The sequence below is a fragment of the Acidobacteriota bacterium genome (assembly GCA_038040445.1).
Taxonomy (GTDB): Bacteria; Acidobacteriota; Blastocatellia; order UBA7656; family UBA7656; genus Onstottus_A; species Onstottus_A frigus.
On record JBBPIG010000004.1, the window covers coordinates 104,577 to 127,880 of the forward strand.

Sequence of the window (23,304 nt, forward strand, 5' to 3'; positions counted from 1 at the left end):
AAATGACTGATCTGGAAGTTTATTCCATTCTTGTCATCGTCCTTGCGTTGTGTGTCGCGAACTGGCGGGCGGGCGTTTCCATCTGTTTATTGGTGGGCTTCCTTCAGGACCCGTTGCGGAAGCTGATGCCGGGCGAGCCTGTCTATTTCACGGCGCTGGTTGGCGCGCCGTTGCTGGCAACGTTGATCGGCGCGCACCTGCGCAACGTTCGCATCAGTTTTCGCCCCGTCCATTCGTGGAGTAGTGTCCTGCGCACGCCGCTGAATCTGTTCATACTTCTCGTCGGGATTCAGAGCGTCGCTGCCGTCATCAAAACCGGAAACCCAACCATCGGCGCAATCGGTGCGCTGTCGTATCTGGCGCCGCTCCCCGCCATTTTGCTGGGATATCAATTCAGCAGAAGCGAGCGGGACATCGTCAAGCTCATCAAGTTTTATTTGGTGGCCGGCATCGTGATGCTATCCGGAATATACCTATCGTATGTGGGCTATGACTGGACCGCACTCAAGGCTGTCGGCGAAGGGTTGTTCATCTACTCTGTCGAAAAAGGGCGGCTGGATCTCTATTCTGGTTTTCTTCGCAGTCCGGAGATCGCGGCGTGGCACGCGGCCACGTGCGTATGCCTGCTCATAATTTTGTCTCTTTCGATTCGACGCAACCGAATACTCAAATGGAGCTCGGGTGGTTTGGTGGTGTTTCTAATGGGCGCTCTTTTGTTGACGGGACGGCGCAAGTTTATTGTGGAAATTGTGGTGTTCGCTTCCATCTATGCGCTCTTGCTGATCTGGTTCCGAAGGTCGGCGTTCAAATCTGCGCTCGTATCCAGCTCAGCCCTTCTTCTTGCGGCTGGCCTGGTAATGGGATCGGTTAGCTACATGTACATCGCCTCCGATGTCGCCACAACTGAGTTTCTCCCGTATTACGAGCGCGGCGCGAGCGTGCGAACCGACGTGTCAAAGCGGGTGTCAGTGATGACCCTAGATTCCTTCCAATATGTGATAGCGCAAAACGGGATTCTGGGCTCGGGGGCGGGAACGGGTAGTCAAGGCGCTCAGCATTTCGGCGGCGGGGCCAACATTGTGGGCGGAGCGGCAGAGGGCGGGCTCGCGAAGGTGTTGGCCGAGCTTGGCATTCCGGGGCTGATCTTGCTGCTGTGGCTGGTAATAAGTCTGGCCCGTTACATGTGGTCGATCATTCTGTACATAACGTTCGTGAGAGAGGTGGACCCCGCGTTGTCGAAGCTGATCTTTGGATTGGTGGCGTTCCTGATGACTAATGGGTTCGTGTACACCACCGCCCACCAGGTGTTCGGAGACCCGTTTGTGCTGATCGTCCTGGGATTCTTCCTTGGGTTCGTGATGGCAATGCCGAAGATGCTGATGCGAAAGACCGACGACCGAAGACGGACGACGGGAGAGATCGACCTGCGGCAGACGGTCCTCCGTCGCCCGTCTCCGGTCCCCGGTCTCCGGTCGTCCGTCGTCGGTCCCCCGTCATCCCATAAGCAATGAAAGTCGCGGTTGTTTCGCCTCACCCAATTCAATACCACACACCGTGGTTTCAGAAGCTCGCGGCTCAGGAGCACGTTGACCTGAAAGTTTACTACGCGCTTTTGCCCGACCAGCGGCAACAGGGTGTCGGGTTTGGCGAAGCTTTCGCCTGGGACATTCCGCTGCTTGAAGGCTATGACTGGGAGCTGATTCCCAACAAAAGAAGATCGCCGAGCCTGCGAGGCTTTTTTCGAAGCAGCACCCCGGCTATCTATTCACTGCTTGCCCGGGCAAAGCCCGATGTCGTGATCATCACCGGATGGCAGGCGCTGCCATTGCTGCAAGCGCTATGGGCGGCGATCAGGCTCGGAATCCCGCGCATAGTCCGAGGAGAATCCAACGGCTTGCGACCGAGGCCCTCGCCGGTTCGAGCTTTACATCGGCTGCTGCTCTCGCGGTTCGATGCGTTCCTGGCAATCGGCAAGCTGAATCGCGAGTTCTATCTTCAGTACGGCATCCCGGACGAACGTGTTTTCTCCTGTCCGTACTTTGTGGACAACGATCGCTTCGCGGCCCAGCTCGTTGGGGATGCCGTCGAACGCGACTCCTTGCGCGCCGGATGGAACATCGACGACGGGCGACCGGCGACCGAAGACCGGCCTCGGGTCTGTTTTCTTTTTGCGGGAAAGCTGGAGCCGAAGAAACGAATAATGGATCTGCTGCGAGCGATGGACGTGGCTCGGCGGAAGTGTCCTTCGATTCACCTGCTGGTGGCCGGCGCCGGCGAGCTGATGGATGAGGCTCGACAGTTTGCGGAGAGTCGCAGCCTACCGGTCACTTTCGCGGGCTTCTTGAATCAGTCACAGATCACTCGCGCTTATGCAGCCGCCGATTGTCTGGTGTTGCCTTCGGATCACGGTGAGACGTGGGGTCTGGTGGTGAACGAGGCGATGGCTTGTGGTCTCCCCGCAATCGTGAGCGACCAAGCCGGTTGTGGTCCCGATCTGGTTGAAGAAGGCGTCACCGGTGGCGTCTTCCCGTGTGGAGACATCAACGCACTTGCGCTAAAGATTCAAGCGTTCGCTTCGGATCCTGAACAGCTTGCTCGCATGGGGGAGCAAGCCAGGCAACGAATCAATAACTACTCTGTTGAACGGGCGGTTCAGGGCACAATGCGGGCGCTCGAGTTCGTGACAAGCGCCGGGCGACGGACGACAGACGACGGGCGAGAGACGACGGGGGACGGGCGACGGACGACAGACGACGGGCGACGGGTGACGGGCGACGGGCGATTGACGACAGACGACGGACGACGGACGACGGAGGACGGAGGACGGACGACGGTCCACCGTCATCTGTCCCCGGTCTCCGGTCGCCCCTCGGTCCACCGTCATCTGTCCCCGGTCTCCGGTCGGTCCTCGGTCGTCGGTCCTCGGTCCTCCCTGCGCGTTCTCCACGTGATTCCCTCCATGTCTTCGAGAGACGGCGGGCCAAGCTTTGCCATGCCGTTGATCGCTCGAGGGCTTCAGCGCGCGGGAGTCGTGGTTGATGTGGCGACTACGGTAGGAGACCAGGAAGCCGCGACGCTTGGCGCCGATCTCGACGGACCCGTGAGGAGCGAGGGAGTGAGCTACTTCAACTTTCGCCGGCAGTCTGAGTTCTACAAGGTTTCGTTTCCGTTATCGAAATGGCTTTCCGCCCACGTTCGGGACTACGACCTCGTTCACATACACGCCCTGTTCTCGTATTCGAGCTATGCCGCTGCAACTCTGGCAGCTAAGAACGGGGTGCCTTACATCGTCAGACCGCTTGGCGTGTTGAATCGCTGGGGCATGCAGAACCGCCGAAGGTTGCTGAAGCGGCTTTCGTTCCGCTTTATCGAACAGCGCATAATACGCAACGCCGCGGCAATCCACTACACCAGCCAGCAGGAGAAGCTCGAAGCCGAGGAAGCGGGCGTTAGAAATCAATCAGTGGTGATTCCTCTCGCGGTTGACCTGTCAGGGTTTCGTGAGTTGGGGGGGCCTGAAAGATTCTATGAGAAGTTCCCTCGCGCGCGCGGCAACGACATCATCTTGTTCCTGTCGCGGCTCGACCCAAAGAAGGGGTTGGATCTATTGCTGCGCGCATTCGCGACGGACAACCGAAGACGGACGACCGGAGACGGACGGCGGACTTTGCTTGTGATAGCGGGGGAGGGCGACGCGCAGTTTGTAGAGGGCTTGCGTAGACTGGCGGAGGAACTGCGGATCGCCGACGCGATTCTGTGGACCGGGTTTCTTGACGGCGAGGATAAGTTGTCCGCGATGGCCGCAGCATCGTTGTTTGTTCTGCCTTCTTACTCGGAGAACTTCGGCATCGCGCTTGTCGAAGCAATGGCCGCGGGGCTGCCGTGTGTGATGTCGGATCAGGTGGGGATAGCGGTTGACGCAAAGGAATACGACGCGGGGTTGGTGGCGCCATGCGAGGCCGGGCTGGTGGCTTCTGCGATGCGGCGCCTGATCGACGATCCCGAGCTGCGCGGTCGTCTCGGCGCCAACGCGCGCCGCCTTGCCGATGATCGCTTCTCGGTGGAGGCAATGACCGATTCGCTGGTAAAGCTTTACGATCGGGTTCTGTCTCGGGCGACGGGAGACCGGAGACCGGAGACGGGAGACCGGGGCAAGATGACCGTAGACCGGGGACAGACGACGGCCGACCGGGGACCCGAGAGCGCCCGTCGTCCGTCGTCCGTCGTCCGTCAGATCAACCAGCATGTCTAAGATCAAAAGAAAGGCGCTGATCTTCGGAGTATCCGGTCAAGACGGCTCCTACCTCGCTCAGTTGCTTTTGGGAAAAGGCTATGAGGTCTTTGGGGCGTCGCGAGATGCGCAAGTTGCGTCCTTCGCCAACCTCTCGAGGTTGGATATTCGGGATCGTGTCGCCCTCGAATCCGTTTCGCTGACCGACTTTCGCAGCGTGTTACAGGCGCTGATGAAGATCCAACCCGACGAGGTCTACAATCTGGCGGGACAAACCTCGGTAGGTCTCTCATTCCAACAGCCAGTAGAGACTCTCGAGAGCATCGCGCAAGGAACGTTGAACCTGCTCGAGGCGATTCGATTCACCGGCCTGGTCATCAGGCTATACAACGCGGGGTCGAGCGAGTGCTTTGGCGATACCGATCTCCCTGCCGATGAGAACACGCCTTTTCGCCCGCGCAGCCCTTACGCCGTGGCGAAGGCGGCCGCGTTCTGGGAAGTGGCCAACTATCGAGAGGCCTACGGTCTGTATGCTTGCTCGGGAATGCTGTTCAATCACGAGTCGCCCTTGAGGCCCGAGCGATTCGTCACCAAGAAGATCGTCGCCGCCGCTTGCCGGATCGCCGCCGGAAGCCAGGAGAAGCTTCATCTGGGTAACATCTCGATTCAACGCGACTGGGGATGGGCGCCGCAATATGTGGAAGCCATGTGGCTGATGCTCCAGGAAGACAAACCGGAGGATTATGTGATAGCGACCGGCGAGTCGCACAGCCTCGAAGAGTTTGTTGAGACGGCCTTTTCGTGTCTGGGACTCGACTGGAAAAAATACGTGGTCCTGGATCCGGCGCTATTGCGGCCGGCGGACATAACCGTTGGGAGAGCGAACCCAACCAGGGCCCGAGAACGCCTCGGTTGGCTGGCGCAGAACAAGATGCGAGACGTTGTGCGTCTGATGGTCGAAGCCGAGCAGGAAGAGAGGTAAGAGGTCAGAGGAAGGACGGATGACCGACGACGGAGGACGGGTGACCGTCGCCTGTCGTCCGTCGTCGGTCATCCGTCCAACAGCGTATGCTTGATCAAATCACGCCCGTCATCTTGACCTACAACGAAGCTCCGAACATCGGGCGCACGCTCGAGCAGCTTCAGTGGGCGCGAGACATAGTGGTAGTTGACAGCTTCAGCGATGATGAAACCCTTGCAGTCGCCGGCCGAACTTCGCAGACAAGGGTGGTTCAGCGAGAGTTCGATTGTCACGAGAGCCAGTGGAACTTTGCCTTGAACGAAACCGGCATAGCTTCAGAGTGGGTGCTGGCGCTGGATGCTGATTTCGTTCTAACACCCGAGCTAGTCGAGGAGCTGAGTAAGCTAACACCCGGAGGGGAAACGGCGGGCTATCGAGCGCGCTTTGTTTATTGCGTCAGCGGCAGGCCGTTGCGCGGATCGGCTTATCCGCCGGTGACGGTGCTGTTTCGCCGCGACGGAGCTTCGTACCTGCAGGATGGGCATACGCAGCGCGTGCTGGTCCAGGGAGAGGTGGTGGATTTGCGCGCGCCGATCTTGCACGACGATCGAAAGAGCTTCGATCGCTGGCTTCGTTCGCAAGCTCGATATATGAAGCTCGAGGCGGCCAAGCTCGGCCAGTCCGCATGGGGAGATCTGGAATGGGCGGATCGGTTGAGAAAGACGCGGATCCTCGCACCGTTCGCCGTCTTGTTTTACTGCTTGTTCATAAAGGGAGCGATCCTCGATGGGCGCGCCGGGTTCTACTACGCATTCCAACGATTGTTATCAGAGTTGATCTTGTCGCTCTACTTGATTGAGGCTTTGCTTGGATCGGAGAAGAAGCCAGTCATCGCAGCGAAAAGTGATGAGGAGCGGGCGGCCTTGACGGCGCTCAAACAGCGCAAATAGAAGGGGGAGGTCCTTGTTCGTTCTCGGAATCAACGCATATCACGGCGACGCTTCGGCGGCGATCATAAAAGACGGCGCGCTCATCGCCGCGGTGGAAGAGGAGCGTTTCAACCGCATCAAGCACTGCGCCGGCTTTCCGGCGCGGTCGATTCGCTATTGTCTGGAAGCGGCCGGCATCACGATCGAAGACGTTGAGCACGTCGGCGTTTCGCGCGATCCCTCAGCCCACCTTCACCGGAAAATTCTGTTCGCCGCGACGAGGGCTGTCAAAAGCGTCAGCGGATTTGACAGACGCGACCGGGGTATCTTCGCTGCGGTATCTGAGCGTTTGGCGAACGCAGCCAGGGTGCGCGATTTGAAAGACGACCTGGCCAAGGCGCTCGGTGTTTCAAGAGACAGACTGAAGTCCGAGTTCCACAACATCGAACATCACCGGGCGCATCTCGCAAGCTCGTTCTTCGTTTCGCAGTTTGAACGGGCGGCGTTGCTGTCGATTGACGGCTTCGGCGATTTCATCTCGACGATGTGGGCCGAGGGTGAAGGCAACTCGATCGAAGTGCGGGGACACGTCGAGTATCCGCACTCGACGGGGATCGTTTACACGGCGACGACTCAGTTCCTTGGCTTCCCGCACTACGGCGATGAGGGCAAGATCATGGGACTGGCGCCCTATGGCAAGCCGCAATTCATCGGAGAGTTCCGCGACATAGTCAGGACCGAAGAAGACGGGCAGTTCCGCTTGAACCTCGATTACTTCCGGCATCACGCGGAAGGCGTCGACATGACCTGGGATGATGGCTCGCCTGTGATCGGGCGCATTTTCTCGGATGAATACTCAAAGCTGTTTGGCGCGCCGCGAGCAGACGGATCGCCGTTGACCGATCGCGACCGCGACATAGCCGCGAGTTTGCAGATGCGGTTAGAGGAGGTCGGCTTTCACGTGTTGAATCATCTGCACGACGTGACCGGGCTGACCGATCTGGGCTTGTCGGGCGGCGTCGCTTATAACTCGGTGATGAATGGAAAGATACTCTTGAACACGCCGTTCCGCCGGGTGTTCGTGCAGCCGGCGGCCGGCGACAGCGGGACCGCGCTTGGCGTTTGCTACCAGATCTACAACAACATCCTCGAGCGGCCGCGCGGCTTCGTGATGGAAGGCGCTTACACCGGACCGGAGTTCTCTGATGCCGAGATTCGCATGGAGCTCGAACGAAGCGGGCTGACTTATCAGACCTTCGACGATCGAGAACTGACGCGCCAGGCTGCGAGCGACATTGCAAACGGGGCGGTGATGGGATGGTTCCAGGGCAGAATGGAGTTCGGGCCGCGAGCGCTTGGGAATCGCTCGATCGTGGTCGATCCGCGGCGTGTGGAGATGAAAGACGTCTTGAACGAAAGAATCAAAAAGCGCGAGCCGTTTCGTCCGTTTGCGCCGTCGATCATGGAAGAGTACGTGGGAGATTACTTCGAGCAAACGCATCCGGCTCCCACTATGCTGATGGTTTATCAGATAAGGTCCGAACGCCGGTCGGAGATTGCGGCGGTGACGCACGTCGACGGATCGGGCCGGCTGCAGACTGTGTCGCGCGAAATGAACCCGCGCTACTATCAGCTTATTTCAGATTTCCACGATCTCACGGGCGTGCCGGTCGTGCTCAACACCTCTTTCAATGAGAACGAACCGATCGTCTGCACGCCGCGCGACGCGATTGATTGCTTTTTGAAGACTCGGATGGACGTGTTGTACATTGGCAACAACGCAGTAAGACGCTGCTGATTTGGGTAACCTATGACTAAACGCGCGCTGATAACCGGAATAACCGGACAGGACGGCTCGTACCTGACGGAGTTGCTTCTCGAGAAAGGCTACGAGGTCTATGGAATCATTCGCCGGTCGTCTTCATTCAACACCGGGCGCATCGACCATCTGTACCAGGACCCGCATGAATCTCAAACTCGGCTGCGGCTCGTGTACGGCGACCTGAATGACTCGAGCTCGCTGAACACGATTCTGCGAAAGGTGCAGCCCGACGAAATCTACAACCTGGGCGCTCAGAGCCACGTGCGCGTGAGCTTCGATGTGCCCGAGTATACCGCCGAGGTTAGCGGTCTGGGTGTCGTCAGAATCCTCGAAGCAATCCGCGAGGCGGGGATAAGACCGAAGTTCTATCAGGCTTCTTCGTCTGAGCTTTTCGGCAAAGCCATCGAAGTCCCGCAGACCGAAAAGACGCCCTTCTACCCGCGCTCCCCCTACGGTTGCGCGAAAGCCTACGGCTATTACATCACGGTCAACTATCGGGAGTCGTACGGTCTGTTCGCCTGCAACGGCATCCTTTTCAATCACGAATCGCCACGCCGCGGCGAGACTTTTGTATCGCGCAAAATCACGCGGGGCGCAACCAGGATCAAGCTCGGCCTGCAGGATAAGCTCTATCTCGGCAATCTCGACGCCCGTCGCGATTGGGGCCACGCGATGGATTACGTGAGAGCGATGTGGCTGATGATTCAAGCGGACGAGCCCGCCGACTACGTGATCGCAACCGGCGAATCCTATTCGGTCAAAGATTTTCTGAGCGAAGCTTTTGGATACCTCGACCTCGATTGGAAGGAACACGTCGATATAGACCCGCGTTACTATCGCCCCGCTGAAGTCGATGTGCTTATGGGCGATGCGAGCAAGGCTCGCCGAGTACTGGGGTGGGAGCCGACCATCAGTTTCAAGGAACTGGTGAAGGAGATGGTCGATCACGATCTCGAGTTGGCCACTCAGGAAGCGGGACGGTCGACGGTCGACGGTCGACGGTCGGCTCCAACCGGATGGGGAGCCTCTTAAGGTGAACAGCTACCTTGCCACCAGAAGAATCTGCGTTACCGGGGGAGACGGGTTTCTTGGTAAGCGCGTTGTGGCGCGGCTGCGTGAATCAGGTTGCGCCAACGTGTTTGTCGCAAGTCATCGCGATTATGATTTGGTTCGCGGAGACGACGTGGAAAGCCTTTATCGCGAGATAAAGCCGGACGTCTTGATTCATCTCGCGGCCGTCGTCGGCGGCATCGGAGCGAATCGCGAAAACCCGGGCAGGTTTTTTTACGAGAACATGATGATGGGCGTCCAACTGATTGAAGCCGCGCGCCATCATTCGGTTGAGAAGTTCGTACAGCTCGGGACCGTCTGTGCATACCCGAAGTTCGCGCGAGTTCCATTCAGGGAAGATGATCTGTGGAACGGCTACCCGGAGGAGACGAATGCGCCCTACGGCATCGCGAAGAAGGCTCTTCTGGTTCAGGCGCAGGGCTATCGCGACCAGTACGGCCTCAACGCGATTTATCTGCTCCCGGTCAATCTGTACGGTCCCGATGATAACTTCGACCCGGCTTCTTCCCACGTGATTCCGGCGCTCATCAAAAAATGCGTCGACGCCGTCGAGCGAGGCGCGTCCGCAATCGAAGTCTGGGGAACCGGCAGCGCCACCCGCGAGTTTCTCTACGTCGATGATGCCGCGGAAGGAATCGTGCTGGCGGCCGAAAAATACAACGGCCGGGAGCCAATAAACCTGGGATCAGGAATCGAAATCAGCATCCGCGCTCTCGTTGAGCTGATCGCTGGAGAAACCGGATTCAGCGGCGAGATAGTCTGGGACACAACGAAACCCGATGGTCAGCCGCGCCGGGCGCTCGATGTGACTCGGGCCGCCGAGCTACTCGGCTTTCGCGCGCGCACTGATTTTTCCGAGGGATTGCGGCGAACAGTCGAGTGGTACAGGAAGCGACGGACGACCGGGTGACGACCGCCGACCGCTGACGGGAGATGACCGAGGACGACGGACGACGGGAGACCGATGACCGCAGACGACCGGCGACCGGCGCCGACCGATGACCGGTCGTCCGTCGTCGGTCGTCCGTCGTCCGTCGTCTCCCGTCGTCTCCCGACGTCCGTCGTTTTTACCATGCGCATAATCATCCTCAACCAGTTCTTCTATCCCGACCATTCGGCTACCAGCCAGTTGATGACTGATCTGGCGGAGAGCCTCGTAGAGCGCGGCGTCGCAGTCACCGCGCTTGCGGGCCGGGGACGTTACACCGGCGGTGAGAAGCTGCGCCCGAGCGATGAATACAAAGGCGTGCGCATCGCGCGCGCGTGGTCGACAGGCTTCGGCAAGCGGAGCATCGCCGGAAGAATCTCAGATTATCTGTCGTTTTATTTCGGCGCATCGTGGAAGCTTCTGCGTTTGCCATCGCACGACGCGGTTATGGCGCTCACGACACCGCCGCTCATTGGGCTGGTGGCGCTGTTGATCGGCCGGCTCAGACGCATGCGCGTGATCATGCTGGTGCAGGACGTTTATCCTGACATCGCCGTCGCGTTGGGCGCGCTTCGGCCCGGGAGTCCGGCGACGAAGGCGCTGGAGTGGATCAGTCGTCAAGTGCTCAGGAAGTCTGACCGCATCGTTGTGTTGAGCCAGTCAATGCGCGAGCACATTGCCGCAAAGGTTGGTGACGCGCGAGCCTCGCGGATAGACGTGATACACAACTGGGCAGATGGAACTGATATCCGGCCGCTCACCGAAGCGAACAATCCGTTCGTTATGAAACACAACCTCGAGGAATCCTTTGTTGTTCTTTTCTCGGGTAATCTGGGCCGGGTCAATGAATTCTCGACAGTGTTGGAAGCGGCGCTGCTGCTGCGCGACCGCTCTGACATACTCTTCCTGTTTGTCGGCGAGGGCGCAAAGGAGGCTGAGATTCGGGAGTTCCGCCGCAAGCATTGTCTTGAAAATGTGAAGCTGTTGCCCTATGAGCCGCGGCATCTGTTGCGGTACAGTTTGGCGGCGGGGCACGCGCTGCTGGTGACGCTGGCGGATGGGCTGGCGGGCTTGAGCGTGCCCAGCAAAGCCTACGCGATCATGGCAGCGGGGCGGCCGTTGCTGTTTGTAGGCGATCCGCGCAGCGATATCGCTCGCATCGTCACCGAGAATCGGTGCGGTGCGGTGGTCGCTTCGGGTGACAGCGGCCGGCTGGCATCGATGATCACGGAATGGTCGTCAGACAGGCAAAAGCTCGAGGAGTTCGGTTCGGCGGCCCGCTCGTTGTTTGAAGTTCGCTTCGACCGGGCGCGCGCGGTTAGCGCTTACTTGGAGACTTTCGCAAAGTGTATTAGCCTTAAGGCGGTCTCGTCTTCGGCGCCTGGGTCAGGCGAGGCAAGAATCAAGGACACGATATTATGATCTGTCCGCTCCTTGAAGCCCCTTTGCAGTTACCGGGGAAATGCCAGGGTGTCACATGACAGTAACGTATCTCGGCGTATTCGTAGCCGCCGTTCTAGTCTCATTTCTTCTTACGCGCAGCGTTCGCAACATCGCCAACTCGCGAGGCTGGGTCTACGCTCCGCCCTCCTCCCGGCATATACACAAAGACTTGATCCCTCGTCTGGGAGGAATCGCGATATTCATCGCCTTCGCGGTCATCGCGATAGCGCTGATAGCGATTCCGAGCTTGCCGGGTCTGGAAGCGGCGCTTTCGCGGCGAACCGTTCTGTATCTTCTGGCGCCCGCCATGCTCGTGTTTCTGTTAGGGCTGTACGATGACTTCAAACCCCTGAAGCCGCAGGTGAAGTTCGCCGTGCAAGGTGTTGCCGCGACGCTGCTGTTTTTCGGAGGCTTCGGAGTCTTTCAACTGCCGCTGCTGTTTGGATCGCATACCCCCGGGTGGCTGGCGCTGCCTTTGACCATACTGTGGGTCTTATGGATCACGAACGCCTTCAATCTGCTCGACGGTGTGGACGGGCTGGCGGCCGGGTCGGCCTTGTTCTCGACCGTTACGGTGTTCGTCATTTCGTTGGTCAGCGGCAATTTTCTGGTCTCGTCACTGACACTTGCACTCGCGGGCGCGATTCTAGGATTCCTTCGCTTCAACTTCAATCCCGCGACGATTTTTCTTGGCGACAGCGGCAGCCTGTTTATCGGCTTCATGCTGAGCGCGCTTGCATTGGCGGGCGCGCAGAAGACTCCGACCATCGTAGCCGTAGCCATTCCGGTCGTCTCGTTCGGTCTGCCGGTTCTGGAAACAGTGTTGTCGGTGCTTCGCCGATTCCTTAATGGCCAGCCGCTGTTTGCAGCGGATCGCCAGCACATTCATCACAAACTCCTCGAGCGCGGCTTTTCTCAGCAGCAGGTCGTGGTGATTCTCTATGTGGTCTCTGCCATCTGCGGGCTGCTGAGCATCTTCCTCTTGTATCCTTCGGGCCCGATGGTTGGGATAGTGCTCTTCGTCATAGGCACGGGGATCTGGGTGGGCGTGCAGCATCTGGGCTATCACGAGTTCGTTGAGCTCGGCCGAGTCGCGATGCGCACGATGGACCAAAAGAAAATCATCGTCAACAATCTGGCGATTCGCCGAGCTACGGAAGCGCTGTCGAAATCGCAGGATTTCGAGGGCGTTGAACGAGTCCTAAGAGACGCATTTGAAGGTAACGACTTCGACGGGTTTGATCTGAGGTTTGCGCCCCCACTTGCCTATGAACACAGCAACGGCGCACAACTCGAGTGGCAAAAACCAAACGGGGCGCGAAACGAAGGCGCCGCCGATTCCCAATGGACCCTTACTCTCGATTTGAAAAACACAAGCGGCCAGCGGCTCGGGGATTTCTCGCTTTATCGCAGATGCAACGGCTCGGCGCTGCTGGTGGACATCAATCTTCTTGTCTCCGGATTTAACGCCGCCCTGTCCGGCGCTTTGGACCGAGCGGCTCAGAACGCGGCTCGCGGACCAGAGTCCGCAAAGCAATCGGCGGACAGCCAGACTAAAGTAGGCGTCCGGCCGGACAGGCGAGCCGAAGCCTGAGAGACGACCGGCGACCGATGACCGACGACCGGCACGTCAACGCGGTCCAGCGGGAAGGTTCTGTTGCAGATACCTGGTTAACAATCCAAATAAGTGACGGGTCGTGTTAGCCCCTTCGCTGATCGCATGCGTGCGGTTCGGATACTCCATCATCGTGAACGGCTTGTTCGCCGCGATCAGCGCGTCGATCAGCGCTTCCGTGTTTTGGTAGTGCACGTTGTCATCGCCCGAACCGTGCACGATCAACAGATTGCCCTGCAGCTTGTCAACAAAATTGATTGAAGAGCCTCGCTTGTAGTCTTCTGCGTTCGGCTGCGGCAGACCCATGTAGCGCTCCTGATAGATCGTGTCGTAGTAACGTTGATTGGTCACCGGCGCAACCGACATGCCGGTCTTGTAGATCTCCGGATAGCGAAACATCATGTTGAGGGTCATCGACCCGCCACCGCTCCAGCCCCAGATGCCGATTCTCGTCGCGTCGACAAACTTCCAGCGGTCTATGATGGCTTTCGCGGCCGCGGCTTGTTCTTGCGACGCCAGCACGCCGATCTGTCGATAAACGATCTTCCGCCACGCCCGCCCTCGCGGCGCCGGAGTCCCGCGATTATCCACACTCGCCACGATGTAGCCGTGCTGCGCGAGCATCACGTGCCACAAGTAGTTGTTCCCGCCCCAACGATCAAGCACCGTTTGCCCAGCCGGCTCACCGTACACGTGAAACAGCACCGGATACCGTTTTGCCGGATCAAAGTCCGGAGGCTTGATCATCCAGCCGTCAAGCTGAACGCCGCTGCCGACGTCGACTCTGAAGAATTCGCTCGCGCCTCGCTTTAGCTTATTCACTTTCTCATTGAGGGCAGCGTTATCGACCAGCGAGCGCACACTCGCGTGGCCGGGCAAGCGCACCAAGTCTATTCGAGGCGGCTTGCCGAACGACGAAAACGTGTGAAACGCAAATCCGGCGTTCCGCGAGATGTCGGGCGAGATGTCGGGCGAGATGTCGTAGGTGTGGATTCCCGGTTGGGCTGCGGGAGTCACCCTTTCGAGCTTGCCGCTTCCATCAAGCGCAGCCCGGTACAAGTACCGCTGCGTCGCGTTCTCGGGCGAGGCGTAGTAGTACAACCATCCTTTAGCTTTATCGACATTCACGACGCTGATCACATCAAACTCGCCAGGGGTGATAAGCTTGACCGTCGCTCCGTCTCGCGACACAACGTACACGTGCCTCCAGCCGTCGCGTTCGCTCACCCACAGAAAACGCTTGCCGCTATCCAGCCACTGGACGTCGTCCCCGTGTATATCCACCCACGCATCATCGCGATCCGTTAGTATCATGCGCACTTTCCCGGTGCGAATGTCGCCGAGCATCACCAGGTTTGTGTTCTGCAAGCGATTGAGCTGCTGGAGCACGACTTCGTTTGAACTCTCGGCCCAGTTCATTCGCGCGATGTAGTGATTTCGCGGATCGCCGGGGACGTCCAGCCATCGTGTCGCTCCTCCCTGCGCGCTCACGACCCCAACTCGCGAGGCGGAGTTCTTCTCGCCCGCTTTTGGATAAGGAATCGGCGTGAGAATCGGATACACCGAACTCGTGTTGTCGATGAGAAAGAAGTCGCGAACCCCTTCGCTGTTGAGTTGCCAATAGGCGATGTGATTGGAGTCCGGGCTCCAGCGCCAGCCATCGCGCAGATCCAGCTCTTCTTCGTAGACCCAGTCAAACGTCCCGTTGATTATCGTACGCGAGCCGTCGCCGGTCAGCCGAGCGATTCGGTTGCCGGCAAGCGTCTCGACGTACAGGTTGTTTTCCCGCACATACCCGACGCGTGTGCCGTCGGGCGAGAACTTGGCGAACATCAGCGTGGACGGCTTGGCTTCGCCGCCCAGCTTCGTGAGCATTCCGCTGTCCCTGTTCAACGCCCAATAGTCACCGCGAGTGTTCTGCCGCCACACTCGTCGCGAGTTGGTGAAGATGAGGAGGAGTTTGCCGTTCGGCGACCACGCATAGTCGTCGATTGCGAGCGGGGCCGAGCTGCCGCTTGGAACGAAGCGCTCGGCTGCAACGAGCACCTCGCGCCGTCCGCTCTCGGTATCGTAACGAATGATGTCCCGGCCGTCTTTAACCGTGGTTGAAGCCTCGAGCCGCGTGTAGCCGGCTCCGCCATCAAGCCAACGCACCGGGCCAAGCGATTGGCCGGTGAACTCCGTGGAGTTGAACAACCGATCGAGTGTGAGGAGTCCGGGGTCGGATTGCTGAGCAAGTACTCGCGCATCAGCGATCATCGCCAGGATCAGGAAAAGAAGCATGCGGCGAATCATCTCGACCTCCATGTAGTTGGCCTGGGAGCGCAGGATCGAGGATAGAAGATCGAGGATAGAAGATCGAGGATAGAAGATGGAAGATATTCTCGATCTATACTCGATCCTCGATCTTCTATCCTCGATCCTGCGCTCCCAGGGCTCATTCAAGCGAGCGGCGTTCAAACTGACGCAACCCGAGAAAGGTAAAAAAAGAGCAGAAGCCCGCCAGCCCTCCGAAGATCAACCACATCGGCATGTGTGGCAACTGGGGCGTCAACGCGGCGCGGAAGCCTTCGCTCGCATAAACCAGCGGGTTGATCAGCACGAAGTTTTGAAACCACGGAAGCACTTCCAACGACGCCCACGGATAATAAGCGCACCCGAAAAAGATCATCGGACCGAGCAGCACGTTGAACATCAGCCCGATCTGTTGAGGCTCAACGATCGTGCCCATCACCATCCCAAGCGCCGCGAACAGCCAGCCCGTTATCAGCGCGACCAAAATCAGCAGAAGAAAGTTTTCGGGCTGCAGATTGAGGTGCGTACCCATCATCAACCAGGCCAGCGGCAGTACGAACAGCCCGGCGATGACCGCTTGAATGATGCCGACGATTATCTTCTCGACGGCGACTCCCATTATGCTGATCGGCGCCAACAGCCGGTCTTCGATTTCTTTCGTCCATCCGAATTCGACCACCAGCGGGAGCGCTACCGCCTGCATGCCTGAAAGCGTCATGCTCAGCGCGAGTATGCCCGGCAGCAGCGCATTCGCGTAGCCGGTTTGCACGATTCCCAGGCGCGGCATTACATAGCCGAAGATAAACGTGAACAATATCGGCTGAATTCCAACGCGCAGGAAAAAGAACTTCAGCTCGCGGCGAGCTACGCGAATATCGCGGTGCAGCAGCGCTATCATTGTCGCCATATCTTCAGTCCCTCAAGCTTCTGCCGGTCAGATGCAAGAACAGATTTTCGAGACTTGGCTCGGAGACGTGAGCGTCGGTTACCATCACTCCCAGCTCGCCGGCGACTCGCATTGCATTGGCCAGAAGACCCTCGGCCTTGTCCGCGTAGACCCGAATGGTGTTGTTCTGCACCTTCACTTCGACCACGCCTGCAAGCGCCGGCAAGGCAGACGCGAGAGAGTTGATAGCACCGTCCGCGCTCTGGACTTGCAGCTCGATCAAGTAGCCGCCCGGCACTCCAGCCTTGAGCGTCGAGGGCGTGCCCATTTCAAGCAGCCTGCCTTTGTCCATGATCGCGATGCGCTGGCAAAGCTGATCCGCTTCGTCCATATAGTGCGTCGTCAGGAAGATCGTTTGACCCCTGGCGTTGAACTCCAGCAACAAGTCCCAGATCGCGCGGCGGGCTTGTGGGTCGAGACCGGTAGTCGGCTCATCGAGAAAAAGAATTGCCGGATCGTGCATCAAAGCTCGAGCGATCTTCAACCGCTGAGCCATCCCGCCTGAATAAACCGTGGGCTTCTCATTGGCGCGTTCGGTCAATTGAAAGCGCTCCAATAATTCTTGCGCGCGCCGCTCTCGCACTCGCTTCGGGATGCCAAAATACTCGGCGTGAAACAGGAGGTTCTCGCTCCCGGTGAGGCTGCGATCGAGATTGTTCACTTGAGGGCACACGCCTATGCGGCGCTTGACCGCAACAGGGTCGCGGCGCACGTCGATGCCGTCGACCAACGCCCGGCCTCCAGTGGGAATAACTCGCGTCGTTAGAATGCCGATGGTCGTCGTCTTACCGGCGCCGTTGGGCCCCAGCAGCCCAAAGAACTCGCCGCGTTCGATCTCGAATGAGATTCCGTCAACGGCTTTCACTTCAATCGCCTGTTTGCGGCTCTTGGGTTTGTAGATTTTTTGGAGGTTCTCGACGACGATGACTTTGTCCATTGCTGGCCTTTGATCAAGACGACGGGAATGGATTTGGGTAACTAAGCAGGTTCAAAACCGGCAATGAATCGATAATCGCGCTGATTCTTCGATATCAGGGGTGTATCCAATACTAGTGCGGTTGCAGCGATGAGCGCATCAGCAATCAACAGCCCGTGGCTGAGGCGGTAGCGGCGCAACAAGTCAACGGCCGCATCGCTCATTCGCTCGTTAAGACTGATGACTTGGAATCGATTCAGAAACTTGTCGAGCGTACGAAGTTCCGCTTTGTCTCGGCAGCCAACCACTAGCTCCATTTCCGTGACTGCGCTCACGGCCAATGCCGAGCGGTCCCCGAGCTGATCCAGGCATGCGAGCGCCTCACCAATGGCTCGGCTCGCGTCGATCAAGATATCGGTATCAACAATCACGAAGTCGGCCACGTCAATTCATCCACTCACTCTTGCGAACTGAACGGACCCACGCGCTGCTGTCTTTGAGGTCCTCGCGATCCTTCCACATCCCGATGAACTTCTCGTCTCTCAGAGGAGATCGCTTGGCTTTCCTTCTGGAGCTTGACCGGGCGTAACGCTTCTTGAGCAGGAGGACGAGTCTCTCGACCTGCCGGCGTCCTTCCGGCGGTAGAGCAGCTAATTCCTGCAATAATTTCTGTTGTTCCATGACGATGTCTTAAGCTCCTTTGTCGCGCATGTTTGTTTGAATGTCAATATCGACGGAGCTGGACGCACAAAAGCAGAAACTCGCTATATAATGCGATTGAGGCATTAGCTTTGTGACTTCATGCTTTTGTGTTGAAGTCCTGACGTCACCTCACCGCCGAGCCCGTGACGACGTGAGGCTGACTGCTCAACTTCTCGTTGATCCTGCGAATCGAGCCGGAGATGATCGCGTTCAAATCCGCAACCGCCTTCTGAGTCTCTTCGGTCACTTCACGCAACCGAAGCATCTGAGGCTCGGTTGGCGGCGCGATCGCTGAGTTGATCGAGCCCATCAGTGAATTGACCTCCTCGCGCAGCTTCGGCGGATAGCGATAACCGAATTGCGCTTCTCGGACAAGCGTCGCGCGCAATTTTTTCAGTTCATCGAGCGCGGCGTTGATGTCAGTGGCCGCGTTGTCGGTCTGGCTAGCGTTTCTTGCTGCGGGTCCGCCGCCATCTCCGTCGCCAGCCCGACTTGCAGCAGTAGCCGCCGCATCGGGGACTCTTCGCATCGTCTCGGTGAGCGCCGTCAGTTGCCGCGTCAGATCATCAACGCGAGCAACCACGCTGTTGAGTGTCGAGCTCAGATCGCGTAGCTTCAACGCGGCGTCCAACTGCGCCGCCAATTCCGCGTCCGAAATCTTCACACGAGGATCGAGCCCAACACGAACGGTCTTGCTCAGTTGTTTCCCCGCCGCCCTCAACGTGATGGTGTAATCCCCTGGCACAACCGCCGGGCCTCCTCCTCCTCCGAAACGCCCGCCTCCGAATCCTTCCGCAGCCGGCTGTTCAGCCGAGGCTTGCGCGGCAGGCGCAGCGGTCGGCGCTCCCGCTTGAACTGCTGCCGCGGCTCGACCCTGGCCCCCGCCGCCTGCTCCTTGCCCGCCTCCTCTCCCGACGCCACCGCCTCCACCCGGTCCGCTGCCTGGCGCCGGAGTCGGCGGATCATAGCGAAGATCCCACACTGCTCGATTGACACCCGCCTTGTTAGCGGTGCTGCGAATGGTCCTGATAGTCTTACCGCTCTTGTCCGCGACGGTGATGACGATCGGGCCGTTCACCTCAGCCTTCAAGTAATAATCTATCAAAGCGCCGCTCGGAGGATTCTGCGCCGTGAAAGTCCTCTGGCCGAGGTTCGAATCCCTGCCCCACATCTGATATCGAGTCGCCTGACGCACATCGAACAGAAACACATCATTCGCCTTCGCCGTCGCGATCTCCTGAAGCGCTGTCGCGCTATCAAGGATGTAGACGCCGCGTCCGTGTGTTGCGATGATCAGATCATTGTCGCGCGGGTGAACGACGATGTCCCGCACGGCTACCGGCGGAACGTTGTTGCGGATCGACACCCAATGACCGCCGCCGTCCCACGATGCGAAGACGCCAAGCTCCGTACCGCAGTAAAGCAGGGTCTTCACCTTCGGGTCTTCTCTCACGACGTGAACATAGCCTTTAACCGGAAGATCGCTTTTGATCGACGCCCACGTCTGGCCGTAGTCGGTTGTCTTGTATGCCCACGGGCCGAAGTCATCGTCTTGATGACGGTCGAACGCAGCGTAAGCCGTCCCCGCGTCGAAGTGCGAAGCGTCGATGTTCGGCGCCCACGAATTCGGCGGCAGGCCTTTGATGTTGCTGACCACGTTCGTCCAAGTCTTGCCGCCGTCTTTGGTCACTTGAACGTTGCCGTCGTCGGTGCCAACCCAGATCACCCCGGCCTTAACCGGAGATTCGGCTATCGCGAGGATCGTGCAGTGAAACTCTGCTGCTGTGTTGTCTGTCACGACAGGACCACCCGATGTTTGCTGCTTGCTCTTGTCGTTGGTCGTCAGATCCGGGCTGATCTCCTGCCACGAGTGTCCATAGTTAGTAGTCTTGAACAGCACGTTGCCGCCATAGTAGACGGTCTTCGGATCGTGCGGCGAGGCCACGATCGGCGGGTTCCAGTTGAACCGGTATTTGTAGCCGACAATCGCATTACCTGACGAACCGACTTCTTTTGGATAAGGGTGAATGCTGCGCGTGTTGCCGCTGTTTGTGTCGGTTACGCTGATGGTCCCGCCTTGCGAATCAGAATAGACGATGTTGGGCGAGCTGAGGTCCGGGACCACGAAGAACCCGTCGCCGCCGCTCACCGTGTACCAATCGTCTTTGCGAATCCCTTCGCGGAAGAGCGTCGCGCTCGGACCAACCCAGTTACCGTTGTCCTGCAAGCCTCCGTACACATAGTAAGGCTGCCGCATATCGTAGTTGATGTGATAGTACTGCGACAGCACGACGTTGTTGATGATATCGAAGGTTGCGGCCTTGTCATTCGAGACCTGGAATCCGCCGTCGCTGCCGTTCAGAACCCGGTTCGAGTTCATAGGATCGATCCACAGCCCCTGATGATCGCCATGCACGCCGTTGGCGATTCGCGCGAAAGTCCTCCCGCCGTCACGCGAAACCGACAGCCCGCCGCCGAGCGAGTAGACACGCTCGGGATCGTTGGGATCAACGCGAACATCGCTGTAGTAGAACGGCCTAAAGTTGATGTTCGGATCGTTGTGCACCATTCGCCAGGTCTCGCCTCGATCGTCGGAACGAAACAGATTCCCCTCGGTCTTGGTTTCGGTGATCATGTAGACGGTCATCGGATTGCTACGCGAGATCGCGATTCCGATTCGATCCATCGGAGACTTCGGAAGCCCGTTAGTTATTTTTTTCCATGTTGTCCCGCTGTCGATTGATTTGTAGAGCGCGGTCTGGCCCCCGCCCGAGTCGAAGCGCCACGGTTTGCGCCGATAGGTGTACATCCCCGCGTAGAGTATTCGTGGGTTCTGCGGATCAAGATCGACATCCGAGCAGCCGGTGTCCTTGTCGATGAACAATGTCTTCGCCCAGGTTTTTCCGCCGTCGGTTGTTTTGAACACGCCGCGCTCGTCGTTCGGTCCCCACGCTCGGCCCAATGCCGCGACATAAGCGATGTCCGGATCACGTGGATCGACTTTGATTCGCTTGATGCGCTCGGTCTCATTGAGGCCGAGATGTTTCCAGGTATCGCCGGCATCAGTAGAGCGATAGACGCCGTCGCCAAACGAAGCTGTATTGCGCGGATCACCTTCACCAGTGCCCACCCAGATGACGTTAGGATCAGAAGGCGCTACGGTGATGGCCCCGATCGACAGCACGGCTTGATTGTCGAAAAGCGCTTTGAAAGTTGTCCCGCCGTTAGTCGTCTTGAATATGCCGCCGTCCGCGCCGCCAACGTAGAAGGTGTAAGGATCGCCCGCGACGCCTTCGATAGCGGTGACGCGACCGCCCATGTTAGCGGGCCCGATCGATCGCCACTTGAGGTTCACGAGCAACGCCGCTTCGTTAGGTTCTGGCGGGGCACTGCGAACCGCAATTGGCGTTATCGCCGCGATCACCAGAATGAGAAGTAGTCGTTTCATATGCGCCTCCGCGTGAGTCTCCACTGGCATGATTTCGTTTATGGCGTGAGATGCAGCCGGACTTGAGGTCCGGCCAACTGCGGCCCTTCCTATATCACAGGCGAGAAGGCATTTCAACGAAAGGACGGGATGAAGAAAGTGGAGGCTCGACCAGCCAGCCGAGGAATGTGACCACGACACCGCGACTGTGTGATTTTCGAGTTGCGTTGTCGGACATTGGGTCGGCTAATCCGGGTTGTGCTAGACTCTCGGCGAAAGGACGGTTAAGACAGTGGCAGCCAGATTGCCCAAACCGCGGAACAAGACAGCCAAAGTGGAGTTAGTGAGAGAGCATCACGGCGGCGACGTTTATGAGTATTACCCTCTGGGTCAGTACGTCGTAGCCGCGCCTGGAGTCTGTGGGGGGCGGCCCTCGATCAAATACACGCGCATTGATGCGCGTCACGTGATCAGCTTCCTCGACGGCGGCGATGTTGGACGATCAGTTGTCAGCACCCTATCTCAAGACCGAGATTGAAAAGTGGTACGCTGGCAGCGTGATCGTCCTGGGTTCTCTCCTGGCTCTCAGTGATGTGGCGGTCGATGAGGCTCGCCGGCGTAAGAGTTATTCTCCCCTTCTCTAGCTTGGCTTCTAGCAAATCACCCACCCTCAACTTCGCCCGCTCGCGGAGCGATGACGGGAGCGTGACTTGTCCATTGGGTCTGACCTTGATGAGTGACATATTGGATTTCTCGCGGCAGGTATAAGTTCTCATTCGGAGATTATCAGAATCACTCTAATCCCTCTAACGATTGGAAGTTTGTAGTACGGCCTTTAGGCGGAAGTTCGTAACCGGTCGCCAGCCGGCCGAGCCGCTACGAACTTCCGCCTAAAGGCCGTACTACAACCTATCTCATCCTGAAATGAACAGGTGCGCGCGCTATGAGCCCGACCCGGCCATTCCCTTGCTCACGAGTATCTTTACTTCTACTCGACGATTCTGACGGCGTCCTTGCGGCGTAGTGTTGTCAGCCGCCGGCTTCGTCGCGCCATACCCGAACGGCGTCACCATACGCCGCAATGGAATATCGTGGCTCTCCTGCAGGTAACGCACCACGGCATCCGCCCGTTGCTGGCTCAACACGCGATTGCGCGCAACGTCACCCGAAGAATCGGCGAACCCCGCGATCTCGATGACGTATCCTTTGGTCGTCGCCGTTTTGCGAGCCAGCTCGTCGAGCGCCCGCTGGTCCTCAAGCGAAATGACCGCGCTGTTCACTCTGAAGTAGATGTTGGCGGAATCCTGGACGACGTAATCGTCAAGCGCGGAGATGCGCTCGTGAGCTTTGCCGGCTGCATTTCTCGCTACGCCGGCTTCGTCTCTCGCGAGCCTTGAAATCTCGCCCACCTCTTCGACCTGCCCGGAGAGACGTTTATTCGCGTCTTCGACAGGGGCTACACGCGAATCCACGACACGGGCGGTCTTGAGATCGTCTGAATCGAAGCGCACTTTATCGGCGACGAGTTGGCCGTCTCGATTGCCGCGACCCTCGACTTCGACTCTCAGCCCGCGCAGCAAGCTTGTCACGCCGTAGTCCTTGCCGGAGCGTAAGAAGCCGCCCTTCGACCTGACGGTGGTGCGATCGGTCAGCAGAACGACGGTCTCATCGTTGACATCATCGGCGACGGCGAAAGTGTCGGCGTCGCGGCGAACTATTATTCCTTTGACCTTTGTTTTCTGTCCGCTGGAGACAACGCGATTCCCGGCTCTTACACCAGTGTCACGAGTCTGGGTGGTTGACTTGTTTTCCTGCCCGAGCACTGAAGAAGAACTCAGCGCCAGGAGCGGCAGTACAAGAATGAAGAAGCGAAGTACAGCAAATCTTTGAAGTCTCATTAATAACATCCTCCTTAGGAGCATTCGCAAATATCGGGTCGCCCGCGAGTCCAACACCGCTTCGACGCGACCGGGTTCTTGTTTTTAAGGATCTGAGGGCGGTCAGCTCTTAAACGCCCT

General features: G+C 58.4%; 17 protein-coding genes. 10 read left to right on the forward strand and 7 right to left on the reverse strand.

The window, feature by feature from the left end; translation table 11 throughout:
* The first annotated feature begins 2 nt into the window (after nucleotides 1-2).
* The 9 genes from AABO57_05805 (at nucleotide 3) to AABO57_05845 (ending at nucleotide 12,979) form a co-directional block, all read left to right on the forward strand.
* A complete protein-coding gene (locus AABO57_05805; GenBank protein MEK6285236.1) occupies nucleotides 3-1,511 on the forward strand; it encodes a hypothetical protein in 1,509 nt (502 codons plus the stop codon).
* Nucleotides 1,508-4,252, forward strand: a complete 2,745-nt coding sequence (locus AABO57_05810; GenBank protein ID MEK6285237.1) for a glycosyltransferase — start codon at nucleotides 1,508-1,510, stop codon at nucleotides 4,250-4,252. The genes AABO57_05805 and AABO57_05810 overlap by 4 nt, the downstream gene beginning before the upstream one ends.
* On the forward strand, nucleotides 4,245-5,213 hold the full coding sequence (locus AABO57_05815) for a GDP-mannose 4,6-dehydratase (protein ID MEK6285238.1): 969 nt from the start codon (nucleotides 4,245-4,247) through the stop codon (nucleotides 5,211-5,213). The genes AABO57_05810 and AABO57_05815 overlap by 8 nt, the downstream gene beginning before the upstream one ends.
* Before the next feature lie 86 nt (nucleotides 5,214-5,299).
* Nucleotides 5,300-6,142: a glycosyltransferase family 2 protein gene (locus AABO57_05820; GenBank protein MEK6285239.1), complete on the forward strand. Its 843-nt coding sequence runs from the start codon at nucleotides 5,300-5,302 to the stop codon at nucleotides 6,140-6,142.
* A gap of 13 nt (nucleotides 6,143-6,155) precedes the next feature.
* A complete protein-coding gene (locus AABO57_05825; protein MEK6285240.1) occupies nucleotides 6,156-7,919 on the forward strand; it encodes a carbamoyltransferase C-terminal domain-containing protein in 1,764 nt (587 codons plus the stop codon).
* A 12-nt stretch (nucleotides 7,920-7,931) separates the two neighbouring features.
* Complete coding sequence (gene gmd / locus AABO57_05830; protein MEK6285241.1) at nucleotides 7,932-8,975, forward strand: GDP-mannose 4,6-dehydratase; 1,044 nt, start codon at nucleotides 7,932-7,934, stop codon at nucleotides 8,973-8,975.
* Between the two features lies 1 nt (nucleotide 8,976).
* Entirely contained in the window at nucleotides 8,977-9,924 is a 948-nt protein-coding gene (locus AABO57_05835; protein MEK6285242.1) for a GDP-L-fucose synthase, read from the forward strand.
* Between the two features lie 54 nt (nucleotides 9,925-9,978).
* Nucleotides 9,979-11,364, forward strand: coding sequence for a glycosyltransferase family 4 protein (locus tag AABO57_05840; GenBank protein MEK6285243.1), 1,386 nt, complete (start codon nucleotides 9,979-9,981; stop codon nucleotides 11,362-11,364).
* 55 nt (nucleotides 11,365-11,419) lie between these two features.
* A complete protein-coding gene (locus tag AABO57_05845) occupies nucleotides 11,420-12,979 on the forward strand; it encodes an MraY family glycosyltransferase (protein ID MEK6285244.1) in 1,560 nt (519 codons plus the stop codon).
* A 36-nt stretch (nucleotides 12,980-13,015) separates the two neighbouring features.
* Here AABO57_05845 and AABO57_05850 read toward each other — a convergent pair whose 3' ends face one another.
* The 6 genes from AABO57_05850 to AABO57_05875 all read right to left on the reverse strand — a co-directional run bounded on the left by AABO57_05850 (nucleotide 13,016) and on the right by AABO57_05875 (nucleotide 21,307).
* The gene (locus tag AABO57_05850; GenBank protein ID MEK6285245.1) at nucleotides 13,016-15,295 is read right to left on the reverse strand and encodes a S9 family peptidase; all 2,280 of its coding nucleotides are present in this window, start codon (nucleotides 15,293-15,295) and stop codon (nucleotides 13,016-13,018) included.
* A gap of 142 nt (nucleotides 15,296-15,437) precedes the next feature.
* Entirely contained in the window at nucleotides 15,438-16,202 is a 765-nt protein-coding gene (locus AABO57_05855) for an ABC transporter permease (protein ID MEK6285246.1), read from the reverse strand.
* Nucleotides 16,203-16,206: 4 nt separating this feature from the next.
* The gene (locus AABO57_05860; protein MEK6285247.1) at nucleotides 16,207-17,178 is read right to left on the reverse strand and encodes an ATP-binding cassette domain-containing protein; all 972 of its coding nucleotides are present in this window, start codon (nucleotides 17,176-17,178) and stop codon (nucleotides 16,207-16,209) included.
* 41 nt (nucleotides 17,179-17,219) lie between these two features.
* On the reverse strand, nucleotides 17,220-17,600 hold the full coding sequence (locus AABO57_05865) for a type II toxin-antitoxin system VapC family toxin (protein MEK6285248.1): 381 nt from the start codon (nucleotides 17,598-17,600) through the stop codon (nucleotides 17,220-17,222).
* 1 nt (nucleotide 17,601) lies between these two features.
* Nucleotides 17,602-17,838, reverse strand: a complete 237-nt coding sequence (locus AABO57_05870; GenBank protein ID MEK6285249.1) for a DUF2281 domain-containing protein — start codon at nucleotides 17,836-17,838, stop codon at nucleotides 17,602-17,604.
* 145 nt (nucleotides 17,839-17,983) lie between these two features.
* Nucleotides 17,984-21,307 carry a hypothetical protein gene (locus AABO57_05875; GenBank protein MEK6285250.1) on the reverse strand — a complete coding sequence of 1,108 codons (3,324 nt, stop codon included), beginning with the start codon at nucleotides 21,305-21,307 and terminating at the stop codon, nucleotides 17,984-17,986.
* 271 nt (nucleotides 21,308-21,578) lie between these two features.
* Here AABO57_05875 and AABO57_05880 point away from each other — a divergent pair, with 271 nt between their 5' ends.
* The gene (locus AABO57_05880) at nucleotides 21,579-21,824 is read left to right on the forward strand and encodes a DUF433 domain-containing protein (protein ID MEK6285251.1); all 246 of its coding nucleotides are present in this window, start codon (nucleotides 21,579-21,581) and stop codon (nucleotides 21,822-21,824) included.
* 403 nt (nucleotides 21,825-22,227) lie between these two features.
* Here AABO57_05880 and AABO57_05885 read toward each other — a convergent pair whose 3' ends face one another.
* A complete protein-coding gene (locus AABO57_05885) occupies nucleotides 22,228-23,184 on the reverse strand; it encodes an OmpA family protein (GenBank protein ID MEK6285252.1) in 957 nt (318 codons plus the stop codon).
* Between the last annotated feature and the right edge of the window lie 120 nt (nucleotides 23,185-23,304).

Bases quoted from the DNA above. Each gene is read 5' to 3' on its own strand.
- AABO57_05805 (MEK6285236.1), top strand. From the start codon at position 3: ATGACTGATCTGGAAGTTTATTCCATTCTTGTCATCGTCCTTGCGTTG.
- AABO57_05810 (MEK6285237.1), top strand. From the start codon at position 1,508: ATGAAAGTCGCGGTTGTTTCGCCTCACCCAATTCAATACCACACACCG.
- AABO57_05815 (MEK6285238.1), top strand. From the start codon at position 4,245: ATGTCTAAGATCAAAAGAAAGGCGCTGATCTTCGGAGTATCCGGTCAA.
- AABO57_05820 (MEK6285239.1), top strand. From the start codon at position 5,300: ATGCTTGATCAAATCACGCCCGTCATCTTGACCTACAACGAAGCTCCG.
- gmd (MEK6285241.1), top strand. From the start codon at position 7,932: ATGACTAAACGCGCGCTGATAACCGGAATAACCGGACAGGACGGCTCG.
- AABO57_05840 (MEK6285243.1), top strand. From the start codon at position 9,979: ATGACCGCAGACGACCGGCGACCGGCGCCGACCGATGACCGGTCGTCC.
- AABO57_05845 (MEK6285244.1), top strand. From the start codon at position 11,420: ATGACAGTAACGTATCTCGGCGTATTCGTAGCCGCCGTTCTAGTCTCA.
- AABO57_05850 (MEK6285245.1), bottom strand. From the start codon at position 15,295: ATGATTCGCCGCATGCTTCTTTTCCTGATCCTGGCGATGATCGCTGAT.
- AABO57_05855 (MEK6285246.1), bottom strand. From the start codon at position 16,202: ATGGCGACAATGATAGCGCTGCTGCACCGCGATATTCGCGTAGCTCGC.
- AABO57_05860 (MEK6285247.1), bottom strand. From the start codon at position 17,178: ATGGACAAAGTCATCGTCGTCGAGAACCTCCAAAAAATCTACAAACCC.
- AABO57_05870 (MEK6285249.1), bottom strand. From the start codon at position 17,838: ATGGAACAACAGAAATTATTGCAGGAATTAGCTGCTCTACCGCCGGAA.
- AABO57_05875 (MEK6285250.1), bottom strand. From the start codon at position 21,307: ATGAAACGACTACTTCTCATTCTGGTGATCGCGGCGATAACGCCAATT.
- AABO57_05885 (MEK6285252.1), bottom strand. From the start codon at position 23,184: ATGAGACTTCAAAGATTTGCTGTACTTCGCTTCTTCATTCTTGTACTG.